General features: G+C 63.6%; 13 protein-coding genes. 6 read left to right on the top strand and 7 right to left on the bottom strand.

Annotated elements, in window-relative coordinates; translation table 11 throughout:
- The first annotated feature begins 29 nt into the window (after positions 1–29).
- The 6 genes from J2X19_RS08060 (at position 30) to J2X19_RS08035 (ending at position 7,009) form a co-directional block, all read left to right on the top strand.
- Positions 30–1,571, top strand: coding sequence for a DNA-3-methyladenine glycosylase 2 family protein (locus tag J2X19_RS08060; RefSeq protein ID WP_310372248.1), 1,542 nt, complete (start codon positions 30–32; stop codon positions 1,569–1,571).
- A 27-nt stretch (positions 1,572–1,598) separates the two neighbouring features.
- Positions 1,599–2,108: a methylated-DNA--[protein]-cysteine S-methyltransferase gene (locus J2X19_RS08055; protein WP_310372246.1), complete on the top strand. Its 510-nt coding sequence runs from the start codon at positions 1,599–1,601 to the stop codon at positions 2,106–2,108.
- Entirely contained in the window at positions 2,105–3,025 is a 921-nt protein-coding gene (locus J2X19_RS08050) for a DMT family transporter (RefSeq protein ID WP_310372244.1), read from the top strand. Before J2X19_RS08055 ends, J2X19_RS08050 begins: the two co-directional genes overlap by 4 nt.
- An 80-nt stretch (positions 3,026–3,105) precedes the next feature.
- Positions 3,106–4,803: an alpha-amylase family glycosyl hydrolase gene (locus J2X19_RS08045; protein WP_310372242.1), complete on the top strand. Its 1,698-nt coding sequence runs from the start codon at positions 3,106–3,108 to the stop codon at positions 4,801–4,803.
- A gap of 28 nt (positions 4,804–4,831) precedes the next feature.
- Positions 4,832–6,376: a 4-alpha-glucanotransferase gene (gene malQ, locus J2X19_RS08040; protein WP_310372239.1), complete on the top strand. Its 1,545-nt coding sequence runs from the start codon at positions 4,832–4,834 to the stop codon at positions 6,374–6,376.
- Between the two features lie 117 nt (positions 6,377–6,493).
- Positions 6,494–7,009 carry a hypothetical protein gene (locus J2X19_RS08035; RefSeq protein WP_116608022.1) on the top strand — a complete coding sequence of 172 codons (516 nt, stop codon included), beginning with the start codon at positions 6,494–6,496 and terminating at the stop codon, positions 7,007–7,009.
- Between the two features lie 8 nt (positions 7,010–7,017).
- Here the strand turns inward: J2X19_RS08035 and J2X19_RS08030 are convergent, their stop codons facing one another.
- From J2X19_RS08030 to rimP, 7 genes are all read right to left on the bottom strand, one after another.
- Positions 7,018–7,911, bottom strand: coding sequence for a DMT family transporter (locus tag J2X19_RS08030; RefSeq protein ID WP_116608023.1), 894 nt, complete (start codon positions 7,909–7,911; stop codon positions 7,018–7,020).
- 104 nt (positions 7,912–8,015) lie between these two features.
- Positions 8,016–9,839 carry a translational GTPase TypA gene (gene typA, locus J2X19_RS08025; RefSeq protein WP_116608024.1) on the bottom strand — a complete coding sequence of 608 codons (1,824 nt, stop codon included), beginning with the start codon at positions 9,837–9,839 and terminating at the stop codon, positions 8,016–8,018.
- Positions 9,840–9,851: 12 nt separating this feature from the next.
- A complete protein-coding gene (gene truB, locus J2X19_RS08020) occupies positions 9,852–10,826 on the bottom strand; it encodes a tRNA pseudouridine(55) synthase TruB (protein ID WP_310372232.1) in 975 nt (324 codons plus the stop codon).
- A gap of 5 nt (positions 10,827–10,831) precedes the next feature.
- A complete protein-coding gene (gene rbfA, locus J2X19_RS08015) occupies positions 10,832–11,203 on the bottom strand; it encodes a 30S ribosome-binding factor RbfA (RefSeq protein WP_092760825.1) in 372 nt (123 codons plus the stop codon).
- Positions 11,203–14,145, bottom strand: coding sequence for a translation initiation factor IF-2 (gene infB / locus J2X19_RS08010; protein ID WP_310372230.1), 2,943 nt, complete (start codon positions 14,143–14,145; stop codon positions 11,203–11,205). Before infB ends, rbfA begins: the two co-directional genes overlap by 1 nt.
- Positions 14,146–14,169: 24 nt before the next feature.
- Positions 14,170–15,675, bottom strand: a complete 1,506-nt coding sequence (gene nusA / locus J2X19_RS08005) for a transcription termination factor NusA (RefSeq protein ID WP_310372228.1) — start codon at positions 15,673–15,675, stop codon at positions 14,170–14,172.
- A 78-nt stretch (positions 15,676–15,753) separates the two neighbouring features.
- A complete protein-coding gene (rimP, locus tag J2X19_RS08000; RefSeq protein ID WP_310372225.1) occupies positions 15,754–16,344 on the bottom strand; it encodes a ribosome maturation factor RimP in 591 nt (196 codons plus the stop codon).
- Positions 16,345–16,426 lie beyond the last annotated feature (82 nt).

Below are 16,426 nucleotides of genomic sequence, written 5' to 3'. Positions count from 1 at the left end.
CCTGCCGGGGCTGGCTTACCATTCAAAGCATGACCCCCGAAACCCTGCGCAACGACGACGCCTGCTACCTGGCCATGCAGGCCCGCGACGCGCGCTTTGACGGCTGTTTTTTCACCGGCGTGACCTCCACCGGCATCTACTGCCGGCCGGTCTGCAGCGTGAAAACGCCGAAGCGCGAAAACTGCCGCTTCTTCGGCCATGCGGCCCAGGCCGAGAGTGCCGGCTTTCGCCCCTGCCTGCGCTGCCGGCCCGAGCTGGCACCGCACTCGCTGGTCTGGTCGTTCCAGGACGCAACCAGCATCCTGGCCCACCAGGCCGCACGGCTGCTCGACGAGCCCGCCGCCTGGTCCACCGAGTCGGCCAGCGCGCAAGCCCTGGCCACGCGCCTGGGCATCAGCGACCGGCATCTGCGGCGGATTTTCGAGGCCCAGTTCGGCGTGTCGCCGCTGCAATACCTGCAGACCCGGCGCCTGCTGACGGCCAAGCAGCTGCTGGCCGACACCCAGCTGCCCATCGCCCAGATCGCGCTGGTCAGCGGCTTTGCCAGCGTGCGCCGCTTCAACGCAGTGTTTGCCGCACATTACGGGCTGAACCCGTCCCAGCTGCGGCGCAGCAAGCCGGCAACCACCAGCTTGGGTGGCACGGCCATCCGCCTCGGCTACCGCCCGCCGTACGACGTGCCGGCCATGCTGGCCTTTCTGCAGAAGCGCCAGATCAACGCTATCGAATCCGTAGCTGGTAGCGTCGGTACTACCTGCGTCGCACGCACTTTTTGCCTGGAATCTGCAGGTGCGGTGCACCGCGGCTGGCTGACGGCCGAGTTCGTACCCGAGCGCCACCATGTGCTGCTGCACGTCAGCGACTCGCTGCACGGCTTGCTGCCCCTGGTGATCCACCGCGTGCGCGCCCTGCTTGACCTGGACGCCGACCCCAAAGCCATCAACCGCGTGCTGCACGGCCGCTTTCCCGACGGCGATGGCCTGCGCGTGCCAGGGGCACTGGACGGCTTCGAGCTGTCGGTGCGCGCCGTGCTGGGCCAGCAGATCACCGTGGCCGCGGCCCGCACGCTGGCGCAGCGCCTGGTGGATGGCTTTGGCGAGACTATAGACACGCCTATCCCGGAACTCAGCCGACTGTTCCCCACGCCGGCGGTGCTGGCACAGCTGCCGGGCGACGCGCTCGGCCAGTTGGGCATCGTGCGGCAGCGCCAGGCCGCCATCCTGGCCCTGGCCCGCGCGGTCGCCGACGGCCAGCTGCAGCTGCACGGCGGTGCCCAGGTGCATGCCACGGTGGAGGCGCTGAAAACCCTACCCGGCATAGGCGACTGGACCGCGCAGTACATTGCCATGCGGGCGCTGCGCTGGCCCGATGCCTTTCCGGCCGGCGACGTGGCGCTGCACAAGGCACTGGGCGTGCAGGACGAGAAATACCCGGGCCGCGCCGCCGAAGCTGCCTCCCAGGCCTGGAAGCCCTGGCGCAGCTACGCCGTGCTGCGCGCCTGGGCCGAGCTGCCCCTTCCGCTCGTTCCGCCCGCTCCGATTACTATCAAAAATATAGCTGCCATCGCTTAAACTATCTGCGCAAACCCCTTATTTCTTATGCAATTCCCTGACACCGCGGTACAGACCCGCTTCGACACCCCGCTCGGCCCCATGCTGGCCGCCGCGACCGACGTGGGCCTGTGCGGCCTGTGGTTCGACGCCCAGAAGCACCTGCCCGACATCGCACATTGGCCCACCCAGCCGGAGCACCCGGTGCTGCGCCAGACCCAGGACGCAATGCAGGCCTATTTCGGCGGCGACGTGTCCGACTTCCAGGTGCCGCTGGACCTGCGCGGCGGCACTGCCTTCCAGCAAGCCGTGTGGCAGGCGCTGCTGCGGATTCCCACTGGCGCCACCACCACCTATGGCGCGCTCAGCCACAGCCTGGGCCGGCCCAGCGCGGTGCGGGCGGTGGCCGGCGCGGTCGGGCGCAACCCTGTCAGCGTGATCGTGCCCTGCCACCGGGTGCTGGGCTCGGACGGCTCACTCACCGGCTACGCGGGCGGGCTACCGCGCAAGACTGCGCTGCTGCAGCGCGAGGCCACGCGCCAGGCGGTGCTGCTGTGAGCGCCGTGCCCGCCACAGCCAAAGCCAAACCCTGGCTGCTGGACTTCGCCGCGCTGGCGGCGATCTGGGGCGCCTCCTTTCTGTTCATGCGCATTACGGTGTTGGAATTTGGCGCCGTGCCCACCGCCGCCGTGCGCGTGCTGGTGGCGGCGCTGTCCTTGCTGCCGCTGATCTGGCTGCGCGGCCTGCTGCCCGATCTGCGCCGGCACTGGAAGCCGGTGCTGCTGATCGGCATGCTGAATTCGGGTATTCCGTTCGCGTTGTTTTCGTTTGCGCTGCTGTCCATCACCACCGGCTTGTCGGCCATCCTGAACGCCACCGTGCCGCTGTTTGGCGCGTTGATCGCCTGGGCCTGGCTGAACGACCGGCCGAATGCCTCGCGCAGCCTGGGCCTGGTGATCGGCTTCGTCGGCGTGGCCCTGCTGGCCTGGGACAAGGCCAGCTTCAAGCCCGACGCCAACGGCATTGCGCCCGGCTGGGCGGTACTGGCCTGCCTGCTGGCATCGATTTGCTATGGCATCAGCGGCAGCTACACCAAGCGCTTTCTGATGCAGGTGCCGCCCATGGTCACTGCCACCGGCAGCCAGATCGGCGCGACTCTGGGGCTGGCATTGCCGGCCCTCTGGCTCTGGCCCGCGCACTGGCCTAGCGGCCACGCCTGGCTGGCGGTGCTGGTGCTGGGCGTGGTCTGCACCGGGCTGGCCTACATCCTGTTCTTCCGGCTGATCAGCAATGTAGGCCCGGCCAAGACGCTGACCGTGACCTTTGTGGTGCCGGTGTTTGCCCTGTTCTACGGCGCGGTGTTCCTGGGCGAAACACTGACGCCCTGGATGCTGGGCTGCGGCCTGGTGGTGGTCTTTGGCACCGCCTTGGCCACCGGCTTGCTGCGCCTGCCGACCCGTAAAGCGAGCTCCTAGCAACAACCCGTATTCCCCGGCGCTGCACCCACCGTACAATCCGCTCCGCCGCGCCTTCAAAGCGCTTTGGAGAAACCAAGATGCACGCCGTACCCCCCGAAAAAATGCGCCTGAAGCTGCAGCAACTCTGGCAGCAGCTCTACCCCGACCAGCCGGTTGACCAGCTGGAGCCCTTCTTCACCGAGCTACAAGCCGCCGCCCAGGCCGCCAGCCCGCCGCCGCCCGCCACCTGGTTCAAGGAGGTGGTGGTGTACTCGCTCTACGTCGACCTGTTCAACCAGGACTTCCAAGGCCTGACTACCCGCCTGGGTTATCTGCAGGATCTGGGCGTGACCTGCCTGTGGCTGCTGCCGATACTCGATTCGCCCATGCGCGACGCGGGATTTGACATCAGTGACTACACCAAGATCCGCAGCGAGCTGGTGGGTGGCAGCGATGCCGCGGCCCAGGCCACGTTTGGCGAGTTCTTGGCCGAGGCGCACCGCCGTGGCATCCGGGTGATCTTCGACGTGGCGATGAACCACTGTTCGGACCAGCACCACTGGTTCCAGGAGGCCCGCAAGGGGCCGGACAATCCCTACCGCGACTACTTCATCTGGAGCGACACGACAGAGCGCTACAAGGAAGCGCGCATCATCTTCAAGGGCATGATGCCGAGCAACTGGCACCCGTTGCCGGAAGATCCTGGCACCTATTTCTTCCACCGCTTCTTCGACTCGCAGCCGGACCTGAACTACCGCAACCCCGAGGTGCTGCTGGCCATGTGCCGGGTGCTGCTGTTCTGGGTGGCGCAGGGCGTGGACGGCTTCCGCGCCGACGCGATTCCCTATCTGTGGAAGGAAGAAGGCACGATCTGCGAGAACCTGCCGGGCACGCACACCATCGTCAAGTTCTTCCGCGCGGTGCTGGATGCCGTGCGCCCCGGCACCATCCTGCTAGCCGAGGCCTGCCAGCCGCCGGCCGAGGTGGTCACCTATTTCGGCGACAGCGACGAATGCCAGGCGGCCTACCATTTCCCGGTGATGCCGCGCATCTACCTGGCGCTGGCCCAGGGCTCGGCAAAGCCGATTTTCGAAACCCTGTCGACCGCCTTCACGCCGGAGATTCCGGCCGACTGCGGCTGGTTCTCGTTCCTGCGCTGCCATGACGAGCTAACCCTGGAGATGGTCACGCCGGCCGAGCGCAAAGCCATCCACGCTGCCTACTGCCTGCAGCCCGAGTGGGACTTCCGCCAGGGCGAAGGCATTGCCTCGCGCCTGGTGGATCTGTTCCGCCACGACCCGGCGGCGCTGCAACTGGCCTTCAGCATCAGCTTCACCCTGCTGGGTACGCCAGTGGTGTTCTACGGCGACGAGTTCGCCAAGCCCAACGACGAACAGTTCCAGCGCGAGCAGGAAGCCCTGACCGGCTACCAGGACGCGCGCTACCGGGTGCGTGGCGCGGTCGATTGGCCGGCCGTCGATGCCGCACTGGCCGACCCGGCCAGCCTGCCGGCCCGTACCCATGCGGGCGTGCGCGCCATGCTGGCGGTGCGCCGCGCGCATCCAGCCCTGTCCGGGGGCAGCTTCCAGCCGCTGGCTGGCCTAGACGACCGCGTCCTCGCCTATGTGCGCGGCACGGCCGCACAGCGTGTGCTGGTGGTGCAGAACCTGTCGGCGGATACGGTGAACGTCGCTGTGCCGGGTGGAAGCAACTGGCGCTTGATCTACGGCACGCACGACCTGGCCCAAGGAGTGCTTACCCTGCCACCCAAAGGCTTCAGCTGGTTCGCCGCCTGATCTTTCTTCCACATTCTGGGGACCAACCATGGCTTCCGATCTTTTGAACCAACGCAGCGCGGGCGTCCTGCTGCACCCCACCTCCCTGCCCGGCCCGCATGGCTGCGGCGACTTCGGGCCGAACGCGTATTACTTTGTCGACTGGTTGCATACCGCCGGCCAGTCGCTGTGGCAAACCCTGCCGCTGGGGCCTATCGGCCCGGGCGACTCGCCCTATATGGGCAGCTCGGCCTTTGCCGGCAATCCGCTGCTGGTGGCCTTCGAGCCGCTGGTCGAGCGCGGCTGGATCGCTAAAGACGCACTGATCGCCCGGTTCAGCGACGAGAAAATCGACTTCAGCCAGGTCGTGCCCTGGCGCTTGCACAAGCTGCGCGAGGCTTTTGCGGGTTTCCAGCAGCATGCCACTGCGGCCGACCAGCAGGCCTTCCAGGCCTGGCTGCTAACCGAGAAAAGCTGGGTGGCCGACTACACCCTGTTCATGGCGCTGGACCAGGCGCACAGCCCGGCGCTCTGGCCCGAATGGCCCACAGCCCTGGCGCAGCGCGAACCGGCGGCTTTGGCTGCGGCGCGCGCCGAGCATGCCGCGGAGATCGGCTTCTGGGGCTTTGTGCAATGGCAGTTTGATGTGCAGTGGAAGCAGCTCAAGGCCTACGCCAACCAGAAGAACGTGCACATGGTCGGCGACCTGCCGATCTTCATTGCCCACCACTCCAGCGACTGCTGGTCCCGCCCCGATCTGTACGAACTGGACGCCAGCGGCAACCCGAACGTGATCGCCGGCGTGCCGCCCGACTTCTTCTCCGAGACCGGCCAGCGCTGGGGCAACCCGCTGTACAACTGGGCAGCCATGAAGGCCGACGGCTACAGCTGGTGGATAGAGCGCGTGAAGCGCCAGCTGAGCCTGGCCGACGTGGTGCGCATCGACCACTTCCGCGGCTTTGTTGGCTACTGGGAAATCCCGGCCAGCGAACCCACCGCCGTCAAGGGCCGCTGGATGCCCGGGCCGGACTACGACCTGTTCGCCGCCATCGAGGCCGCCTTGGGCAAATTGCCCATCATTGCCGAAGACCTGGGCGTGATCACCGACGAAGTGGTGGCGCTGCGCACCCGGGCCGGCTTCCCCGGCATGCGGATTCTGCAGTTCGCATTCTCTGACGACGCCAGCAACAACTTCCTGCCGCACAACTACGAGCGCGACACCGTGGTCTATAGCGGCACGCACGACAACGACACCATCCAGGGCTGGTGGGCCGACTGCACCGAGCGCGAGCGCGCCTATGCGGGCGAGTACCTGCACACCGATGGCAGCGACGTGCACTGGGCGATGATCCGTGCCTGCGCGCAGTCGGTGGCCAACCATGCGATCTGCCAGTTCCAGGACGTGCTGGGCCTGGACGGCAGCCACCGCATGAACACCCCGGGCACGGTGGGCTGCTGGACCTGGCGTTTCAAGTGGGATTGGGTCAACGCTGCGGCCGCAGAAACCCTGGTCCGCATCACCGCCGCGGCCCGCCGCACCGGCTTTGAGCGCCTGCCCTTGCCCGCCTATCCGGAAGGCAAGAACAAGCCGTAGCGAAGAGCCGGCGATCTGGGGCACAATGTGTGAATCACTCTGCTTTTTATAGCAGCCCGCGCAAGCAGAATAAGCGCAAACTGCCTATTTTGCTTAAAGCCTCTACCCCAGGACGCTATGACCACTGCCGAAGTTTTCTCCCTGGCCGCCACGCTCATCTGCCTGCTGTGCCTGGCACTGGCCGCGATGGCAGCCTATGTCGCACGCCGCGCGGCCGGCGCCGCCCGCGATGCCCAGACGGCCACAGCGCTGCTGCTGCGGCAGCAGGAAGTGCATGAAGCGGTGGCCGCCGCCAGCGCCGTGCAGCGCGAAGCCGAACACGCGCAGCGCCTGGCGGCCGAGCTGAGCCGGGCTTACGGCTTGCTGGGCTTGTTTGCCGATTCGTTTGGCGACATCGACATGCAGCAGTCGCAGCAGATGGCCGACACCAAGGCCGACCTGGCCGGCGAGATTGCCAACCAGGCGCAGGAATTTGTCAGCTCCAGCCACCACCAGCTGGACGAAGCCCCGCCACAGGAAATCGACCGCGCGGTGCACGGCTTTCACAAGGCGCTGGCCGAGGTACGGGCCATGCGTGAAGACGTGGAACGCGAACAGGCCGCAGTCGAACGCCAGCGCACCAGCCTGCGCTGAGCAGATCGTTAGACCAGGCTTTTACGCTGCCACCAGCCGAGCAGCTCGTTCGCCACCAGGGCGCCCAGCACCAGCGAGCCGCCCAGCAGCACCGACTGGGCCGGTGCCTCGCCCGCGCCCAGCCACACCAGAACGATGCCGAACAGCACTTCCAGCAGTTGCAGCAAGGACACCTCGGGCGCCTTCAGCACCCGTGCGCACCACACCGATAGCACGCAGGGAATCGCCAGCTGCACCGCGCCCAGCATGGCCAGCAGGCCGACGTCGTGCGGCGTGGCCTGGAACGGCAAGGCCAGCGGCAAGGTCAGCGCCGTCGACAAGATGGCGCCGACCAGCACCGAAGGCACCAGGTCCACATCCTGGCCCTTGGCGTGGCTGCGCTGCACCACCGTCCAGTTGACCGCACCGGCAATCGGCACGCACAGCGCGACCAGGGTGCCGACCCACTGGCCGGAGTCGCCGGCCAGGCTCAGCTGGGTGCCGTACATGGTGGCAATACCCACGCCAGCCACCGCAATCGCCACCCAGGTCCGCAGCGGCAGCCGGTGGCCGATGAAGATGCGAGCCAGCAAGGCGGTGAACAAGGGGCCCAAGGCCATGGTCACCAGTACATTGGCCACCGGGCTCATGCTCAGCGCCACCATGAAGGCGGTGAACATCACCGACCAGCAGATGCCCGACAGCCACAGCGCCGTGCCGCCCTGGCGGATCTTGGTGAACACCACGCGGCCCTGCAGCAGCGGCAGTATCACCAGCAGCGACAACACGGTGAAAGCGCTGCGCCAGAAGGTGATTTCAAAGCTGTGCGCCGACTCCAGGTGCCGGGTGGTAACGCCGGCGATGGACCACATCAGCGTGACCAGGACCATCATGAACACAGCGTGGGAATGGGATAGCTTCATATTTACATTGTCAATCAGGCAGGCAAAGAAAAACCCCGGCACGCCGCAAAGCGTCCGGGGTTTCAGCGGCCAGTCATCCACCTAATGGTGGACGCGGCTACCGATCAACGGCCAGCGCGCTTGCGTTCGCTTTCGGTCAGGTAGCGCTTGCGCAGACGGATCGACTTGGGCGTGATTTCCACCAGCTCGTCGTCCTCGATGAACTCGACGCCGTATTCCAGCGTGCAGTCGATCGGCGGCGTGATCTTGATCGCGTCTTCCTTGCCGGACACGCGGAAGTTGGTCAGCTGCTTGGTACGCGTGGCGTTGACCACCAGGTCGTTGTCGCGGCTGTGGATGCCGACGATCATGCCTTCGTACACCGGATCGTTGGCGCGCACGAACATGCGGCCGCGGTCGTCCAGCTTGCCCAGCGCGTAGGTGAAGATTTCACCGGCGTCCATGGAGATCAGCACGCCATTCTTGCGGCCACCGATGTCGCCTTTGTGCGGCTCGTAGGTGTCGAAGATGTTGGAGATCAGGCCGGAACCGCGGGTCAAGTTCAGGAATTCGTTGGTGAAACCGATCAGGCCACGGGCCGGGATGCGGTATTCGAGACGGACTCGGCCACGGCCGTCCGGCTCCATGTTCACCAGCTCGCCCTTGCGCTCACCCAGGGCTTGCATCACGCCACCTTGGTGGGCGTCTTCGATGTCGGCGGTCACCAGTTCGATGGGTTCGTACTTCTCGCCGTTGACTTCCTTCATCACCACGCGGGGCTTGGACACGGCCAGCTCATAGCCTTCGCGGCGCATGTTTTCCAGCAGGATGGTCAAGTGCAGTTCGCCGCGGCCCATGACTTCGAAGATACCTTCTTCGTCAGTTTCCTTGACGCGCAGAGCCACGTTGTGTTGCAGTTCTTTTTGCAGGCGGTCCCAGATCTGGCGGCTGGTCACGTACTTGCCTTCGCGGCCAGCCAGCGGGCTGGTGTTGACGCAGAAGTTCATGGTCAGGGTGGGCTCATCCACCTTCAGCATGGGCAGCGGTGCAGGGTTGACCGGATCGGTGATGGTCACGCCGATGCCGATGTCGCCAATACCGTTGATCAGCACGATCTCGCCGGGGCCGGCTTCAGCAGCCTGCACGCGCTCCAGACCTTGGAAGGTCAGGACCTGGTTGATACGGCCTTTGACGGGCTTGCCGTCCGGACCTTCCATGACCACCACGTCCATCATGGGCTTGATCGTGCCTTGGCTGATGCGGCCCACGCCGATACGGCCGACGAAAGACGAGAAGTCGAGTGCCGAAATCTGCAGCTGCAGCGGCGCTTCGGGGTCGCCCTTTTGCGCTGGCACATGCTTGAGCACGGTGTTGAACAGGGCCGACATGTCGGGGCCCCACTGTTCGCCCTGCGCACCTTCTTCCAGCGACGACCAGCCGTTGATGCCAGAGGCATACACCACGGGGAAGTCCAGCTGTTCGTCGGTGGCGCCCAGCTTGTCGAACAGGTCGAAAGCCGCGTTGACCACGAAGTCGGGACGCGCACCGGGCTTGTCCACCTTGTTCACCACCAGAATCGGCTTCAGACCCAGGGCCAAGGCCTTCTTGGTCACGAAACGGGTTTGCGGCATAGGGCCTTCTTGCGCATCGATCAGCAGCACCACGCCGTCAACCATGGACAGCGCACGTTCCACTTCACCGCCGAAGTCCGCGTGACCGGGGGTGTCGACGATGTTGATGTGCGTGCCTTCCCAGGTCACGGCGCAGTTCTTGGCCAGAATCGTGATGCCACGTTCTTTTTCGATGGCGTTGTTGTCCATCACGGTGTCGACCACTTTTTCGTGTTCGGCAAAGGTACCGGACTGGCGCAGCAGCTGGTCGACCATGGTGGTCTTGCCATGATCGACGTGGGCGATGATGGCGATATTACGGATTTGTTTAATGCTCATATTTCTCTACTCCTAAATCGGTTGGCTCTCTGCTTTTTGCGCCTGGGCCAAAATCTGGCCAATATCCAGCGGGCTTAGCAGTCGCCCTGGTATCAATTCACCGCTCTTCACCTGGGCTGTGCCCAGCAAAGCCGGTGGGTTTTCGCTGTAGACCGCCACATGGGCAGCGTCCGGCCAGTCACCCCGGCGGCGCACACCGCTCAGGAAGCGCCCTGCATTCTCCGTATCCAGCGTGACACGCCGGTGTTGCGGCAGCAGCGCATCCACCGGCAGCAGGCACGCCAGCCGCTCGTCTTCGGTCATGGCCTCGAGCGCCGCCAAGGTGACACATTGGCCAATCACGAAGTCGCCGGTGGCAATCCGGCGCAAGCCCGTCAGATGCGCACCGCAACCCAGGGCCTCGCCTATGTCTTCGCCCAGCGTGCGGATATAGGTTCCTTTGCTGCATTTAGCTATTATTTTTATAGCTTCATGCGCAGATTCCACCTCGGCCAAAGCCACTTCCAGCTGAAAAATCTCCACATCCCGTGCAGGCCGCTCAATCTCTATGCCTTCACGTGCGTACTCATACAAAGCCTTGCCATCGCGCTTCAAGGCGCTGTACATCGGCGGCACCTGTTGAATCGGGCCGGTAAAGCGGCGCACCACCGTATCGATCTGCGACTGCGTCACCGCCACCGGCCGGGTCTCGATCACATCGCCTTCGGCATCGCCGGTACTGGTCTTGACGCCCAACCGGGCCACGGCCAGATAGGTTTTGTCGGCATCCAGGTGCAGCTGGCTGAACTTGGTGGCAGCCCCAAAACACAGGGGCAGCACACCGGTGGCCAGCGGGTCCAGCGTGCCGGTATGGCCCGCCTTCTCGCCGCGCAGCAGCCATTTCACTTTTTGCAGCGCGTCGTTACTCGACAGGCCCAGAGGCTTGTCCAGCAGCAGCACCCCGTGCACGGGGCGTCTGGCAACCCGTACACGTGGCGTTGCGGTCATGGTGCTCAGTCTTCCTTGGCCCGGGATGCCACCGCCCGCGCAATCAGCGCGTTCATGTCGGAGGCTTTCTCGGTGGTCCGGTCAAAGTGAAAGTGCAAAGTCGGCACGGTATGGATGTGCAAGCGCTTGAACAAACCGGCGCGCAGAAAGCCTGCGGCCTGGTTCAAGCCCTCGGTGCATTCGTCCGGGTTGCCCGTCAGCACGCTGAAGAACACCTTGGCGTGCGCATAGTCGGGCGTGACCTCGACCGCCTGGATGGTGACCATGCCCACCCGCGGGTCTTTCAACTCGCGGGCGATCAGCTCGGTCAGATCCCGCTGGATCTGGTCGGCGACTTTGAGGCTGCGATTCGGCGCAGCGGCTTTGCGTTTGACCATTACAGGGTACGGGCGATTTCTTTGATCTCAAAGAATTCCAACTGGTCGCCGACGGCGATGTCGTTGTAGTTCTTGAGCTTGATACCGCACTCGAAGCCTTCGCGCACTTCGCGTACATCGTCCTTGACGCGCTTGAGCGAATCAATTTCACCGGTGTAGATGACGATGTTTTCGCGCAGCAGACGGAAGCGGGCACTGCGGTTGACGGAACCGTTGGTGACCATACAGCCTGCAACCGTACCAATCTTGGAGGCCACGAACACGGTGCGGATCTCGGCCATACCGATGACTTCTTCGCGTTGCTCGGGAGCCAGCATACCGGCCATCGCTGCCTTCAACTCATCGACGGCGTCGTAAATGATGTTGTAGTACTTCAGGTCGACAGCATTGTTCTCGGCCAGCTTGCGCGCGCCGGCATCGGCACGCACATTGAAACCGATCACGATGGCCTTGGAGGCGATCGCCAGATTGACGTCGGACTCGCTGATCCCGCCCACAGCGGCGTAGACCATTTGCACCTTGACTTCGTCGGTCGACAGCTTGAGCAGCGACTGGGCCAAAGCTTCTTGCGAACCCTGCACATCGGCCTTGACGATGATCGGCAGCATCTTGACCTCGCCCGCCGTGATGTCGGTGAACATGGTTTCCAGCTTGGCGGCCTGCAGCTTGGCCAGCTTGGTGTTACGGAACTTGCCGGCACGGTAGGTGGCGATTTCACGGGCCCGACGTTCGTCGAGCAAGACCATGAATTCATCACCAGCTTGCGGTACTTCGGTCAGACCCTGGATTTCCACCGGGATCGACGGACCTGCGGACTTGGACGGCTTGCCGTTCTCGTCCAGCATGGCACGCACGCGGCCGTAGGTAGAACCCGCCAGCACGATGTCGCCGGTCTTCAGCGTACCCGACTGCACCAGCACGGTGGCCACCGGGCCCTTGCCCTTGTCCAGACGGGCTTCGATCACCAGGCCCTTGGCCATGGCATCGACCGGTGCCTTCAGTTCCAGCACTTCGGCCTGCAACAGCACTTGTTCCAGCAGTTCGTCGATACCCTGGCCGGTTTTGGCCGACACGGAGACGAAAGGCGAGCTACCACCGAAGTCTTCGGGGATCACGTCTTCGATCACCAGCTCGTTCTTCACGCGCTCGGGGTTCGAATCGGGTTTATCGATCTTGTTGATCGCCACCACGATGGGCACACCAGCGGCTTTTGCGTGCTTGATGGCTTCTTTGGTTTGCGGCATCACGCCGTCGTCGGCAGCTACCACCAGAATGACGATGTCGGTCGCTTGCGCACCACGGGCACGCATGGCGGTAAACGCTTCGTGGCCCGGGGTATCCAGGAAGGACACCACGCCACGCGCAGTTTCCACATGGTAGGCACCGATGTGCTGGGTAATGCCGCCGGCTTCGCCGGAGGCCACCTTGGCGCGGCGGATGTAATCCAGCAGCGAGGTCTTGCCGTGGTCGACGTGGCCCATGACGGTCACGACCGGTGCACGCGGCAAGGATTCGGACTCTTGCTGTTGCACTTCTTCAGCGGTAAATGCTTCTGGATCGTCCAGCGCAGCAACCACGGCCTTGTGGCCCATTTCCTCGACCACGATCATGGCCGTGTCCTGGTCCAAAGGCTGGTTGATGGAAACCATCTGGCCCAGCTTCATCAGGTGCTTGATCACCTCGGAGGCCTTGACTGCCATCTTGTGGGCCAGTTCGGCCACGGTGATGGTTTCAGGCACGTGCACTTCAATCGTGCGCGCTTCCACCGGTGCTTGCGACATATTGTCGTCACGCTGGTCGCGGTCATTGCTGCCACGGCGGCCACGCGGACCACCACGCCAGTTGCCACGGCCCACGCCGCCACTGGAGTCGCCACGCGTAGGCAGCGGCTTCTTCTTGGCCGGATCGGCCCAGCTGCTGGACAGCTTGGCGGATTTGACTTCCTTGCCCGTGCCGGTACCCGGCGTAGCCGGTGCATTGGCGGCAGGTTTGGCTGGCGCAGTGCCCGCTGCAGGCTTGTGCAGCGTGCCCTTCATGCCGGCCTTGGCCGCATCGGCCACGGCGGGCTTGGCGGCAGGCTTGGGTTCTTCCGGCTTCTTGGCGACCAGCACCTTCTTGGGCGTGGACATCATCAAGCGGATGGCGGCAGCCTCGGCTTCGGCCTTGCGGCGGCGGTCACCCAGGTCCACCACACGGGCAGCTTCTTCGTCGGCACGGGCCTTGGACTCGGCAGCGACTTTGGCGCGGGCATCGGCATCGGCTTGCGCCTTGGCTTGTACAGCAGCGGCCTCGGCCTGGACCTTGGCCAGCGCAGCGGCGTCGGCCGCAGCGTTGATGTTTTGCCCCACAGCAGATAACGGTGGCGCAGGTACGGCGGCCTTTTGTTGTTCGGCCTGGGCGCGTTCAGCAGCCTCGCTCGCAGCAGCAGCTTTTTCAGCAGCTACACGGTCGCGGGCTTCCTGCTCTTCGCGCTGGCGGCGCTTCTCGATCAGTTCTTCTTCCTGGCGGCGCATCAGCTCAACCTGGCGGCGGGCTTCTTCTTCACGGCGGGCCAATTCGGCTTCTTCCGCAGCATTGCTGACCGGCACTTCGACTTCCTGCTCGGGCACAGCAACGGCTTCGGCGGGTACATCCAGCTCGTCTTCACGCTTGATGAAAGTACGCTTCTTGCGCACTTCCACCTGGATGGTGCGGGCACGGCCGGTGGAGTCGGCTTGCTTGATCTCGCTGGTGGATTTCTTCACCAGGGTGATCTTCTTGCGCTCCAGGGTGGCTGTGCCATGGCTGGCCTGCAGATAGCCCAGCAAACGCTGCTTGTCGGACTCGCTCAGAACGTCAGACACGGCAGCTTTGGCAACACCGGCACCCCGGAGTTGTTCCAGCAGGGTGTCAGGGGATTTTTTGAGTTCAGCAGCAAACTCGGCGACGGTAGTAGTGGACATGTATTGTGTGACCTTTCATGACCATTACTCTTGAGAAGCGGCGTCATTGGTAAACCAATGTGCGCGCGCTTTCATGATCAAGGTCGTGGCCTCGTCCTCAGACTGGCCGGTAATTTCGGAGAGCTCATCACCGGCCAAGTCGGCCAGATCGTCGCGTGTGTGGATGCCGCCGGCTTGGAGCTTGGCGATCAATTCAGGGGTCAGACCTTCGAGGTCGTTCAGGTCTTGCGAGACCGGCTCGGCCGCTTCAGCGTCTTCTTCCAGGGCAATTTCCATGGTCAACAGCACGTCTTTGGCACGCGAACGCAGCTCGTGGACGGTTTCCTCGTCGAAGCTTTCGATTTCCAACATTTCCTGCAGCGGCACGTAGGCGATTTCTTCCAGGCTGGTGAAGCCTTCGTGGATCAGGATGTCGGCCATTTCTTCGTCGACATCGAGCTTTTCCATGAACAGCTTGCGGCTGGAATCGGTCTCGGTGGCCTGCTTCTGGGCCGACTCGGCGGCGTCCATGATGTTGATCTTCCAGCCGGTCAATTCGGCGGCCAGGCGCACGTTTTGTCCGCCGCGGCCGATCGCGATCGCCAGGTTTTCTTCGTCCACCACCACATCCATCGCGTGGCGCTCTTCGTCCACCACGATCGAGCTGACGTTGGCCGGAGCCAGGGCGCCAATCACGAACTGGGCGGGGTCTTCGCTCCACAGCACGATGTCGACGCGTTCACCGGCGAGTTCGTTGGTCACGCCGTTGACACGGGTACCACGCACGCCGACGCAGGTGCCGATAGGATCGACGCGCTTGTCGTGCGACAACACAGCGATCTTGGCGCGCGAACCGGGGTCACGGGCGCAGGATTTGATCTCCAGCAGGCCTTGCTCGATTTCCGGCACTTCCTGGCGGAACAGCTCGACCATGTAGGCAGGCGAGCTGCGCGACAGGATGATGGGGGCACCGCGCAGGGTCAGGTCCACGTCCATAATCATGGCGCGGACGCGGTCACCGGTGCGCAGATTTTCCTTGGGGATCATCTCGTTGCGGCGCAGGCGGCCTTCGACACGGCCGCTCTCGACGATGATGTCGCCCTTGTCCATGCGCTTGACGGTACCGACAAAAATCTTGTCGCCACGGCTCATGAAGTCGTTGAGCAGCATTTCGCGTTCAGCGTCGCGGATCTTTTGCAGAATGACCTGCTTGGCGGCCATCGCGCCAATCCGGCCAATCGGCAGGGACTCGATCGGTTTCTCGATGTAGTCGCCTTCTTCGATGTCAGGAATGTCGTCGCGCACGTCCGACACCAGCTCTTCTGCCTCGGGGTTTTGCAAACCGGCAGAGTCTGGCACCACCAGCCAACGGCGGAAGGTTTCGTAGTTGCCGCTATCGCGGTCCAAGGCGACGCGGATATCCACTTCGCCCTGGTACAGCTTTTTGGTGGCTTGCGCCAAAGCCGACTCCACGGCGCCAAATACGACATCCCGCTCCACGTTCTTCTCACGTGAAATGGCATCCACCAACATCAACATTTCGCGATTCATGTCACGAATCTCCTGAACACTTAAACCAAAAAAATCAAACCCGCCGGACTGTGCTTACGCAGCCATCACGCCGGACCATCACTCTTGCGCAACACCCGTGTCTTTTGCGTTGCGACCATTGAAACTAACGATAGGGGCCAGCCGGGCATCGCGGATCTCATCCAAGGTGAAACCCATGGCCTGCAAGGGTGCTGGAACGCGCTTCTTGCTGACGCGCACACCGGGCTTGGCCTCGGGCTCGTCACTCCAGACGATTTGCCAGCTGGGCGCCGCGTCACCGACAGCAGCAACCGCCTCCAGCGTGCCGCGAAATTTCTTCCGGTTGGCGTTGACCTTGCCCTCTGCGGCAACGCCAATAGCCACCTTGAGGTTTACGTCGATGACGTAGCCCACAAAACGCTCAAAATCATTCTTGTTGCGCAACGGGCGATCGATGCCCGGCGACGACACTTCCAGCCGCTTGTATTCCACGCCATCCACTTCCAGGGCAAACTGCAGCTGGCGGGTGACTTTTTCGCAGTCTTCGACGTTGATGAATTGCTCAGGTGTGCCAGCGACCCAAGGGTGGTCGATCGTGATGCGCAGCAAACCACCGGCAGAGCGGTCGATCTCTACGAGGTCATAACCAAATCCGGTTACGGTTTGTTCAACGATTTCTTGTAACGCCACGTGTGATATGAGAGTGTGCAATTGCCCTAAAAGCCTGAAAAACCAGCCTCTTTTAGAGCGTGTTAAAAACAATCGACCAAAA

This window comes from Rhodoferax ferrireducens (genome assembly GCF_031458075.1).
Lineage (GTDB): Bacteria > Pseudomonadota > Gammaproteobacteria > Burkholderiales > Burkholderiaceae_C > Rhodoferax_B > Rhodoferax_B ferrireducens_A.
The sequence above is the reverse complement of the archived record's forward strand: the minus strand, read 5'-3'. Positions and strand labels throughout refer to the sequence as shown.

What these genes read in the sequence shown, in the direction of transcription:
- J2X19_RS08060 (WP_310372248.1), top strand. Translation starts at nt 30, where the DNA reads ATGACCCCCGAAACCCTGCGCAACGACGACGCCTGCTACCTGGCCATG.
- J2X19_RS08055 (WP_310372246.1), top strand. Translation starts at nt 1,599, where the DNA reads ATGCAATTCCCTGACACCGCGGTACAGACCCGCTTCGACACCCCGCTC.
- J2X19_RS08045 (WP_310372242.1), top strand. Translation starts at nt 3,106, where the DNA reads ATGCACGCCGTACCCCCCGAAAAAATGCGCCTGAAGCTGCAGCAACTC.
- malQ (WP_310372239.1), top strand. Translation starts at nt 4,832, where the DNA reads ATGGCTTCCGATCTTTTGAACCAACGCAGCGCGGGCGTCCTGCTGCAC.
- J2X19_RS08035 (WP_116608022.1), top strand. Translation starts at nt 6,494, where the DNA reads ATGACCACTGCCGAAGTTTTCTCCCTGGCCGCCACGCTCATCTGCCTG.
- J2X19_RS08030 (WP_116608023.1), bottom strand. Translation starts at nt 7,911, where the DNA reads ATGAAGCTATCCCATTCCCACGCTGTGTTCATGATGGTCCTGGTCACG.
- typA (WP_116608024.1), bottom strand. Translation starts at nt 9,839, where the DNA reads ATGAGCATTAAACAAATCCGTAATATCGCCATCATCGCCCACGTCGAT.
- truB (WP_310372232.1), bottom strand. Translation starts at nt 10,826, where the DNA reads ATGACCGCAACGCCACGTGTACGGGTTGCCAGACGCCCCGTGCACGGG.
- rbfA (WP_092760825.1), bottom strand. Translation starts at nt 11,203, where the DNA reads ATGGTCAAACGCAAAGCCGCTGCGCCGAATCGCAGCCTCAAAGTCGCC.
- infB (WP_310372230.1), bottom strand. Translation starts at nt 14,145, where the DNA reads ATGTCCACTACTACCGTCGCCGAGTTTGCTGCTGAACTCAAAAAATCC.
- nusA (WP_310372228.1), bottom strand. Translation starts at nt 15,675, where the DNA reads ATGAATCGCGAAATGTTGATGTTGGTGGATGCCATTTCACGTGAGAAG.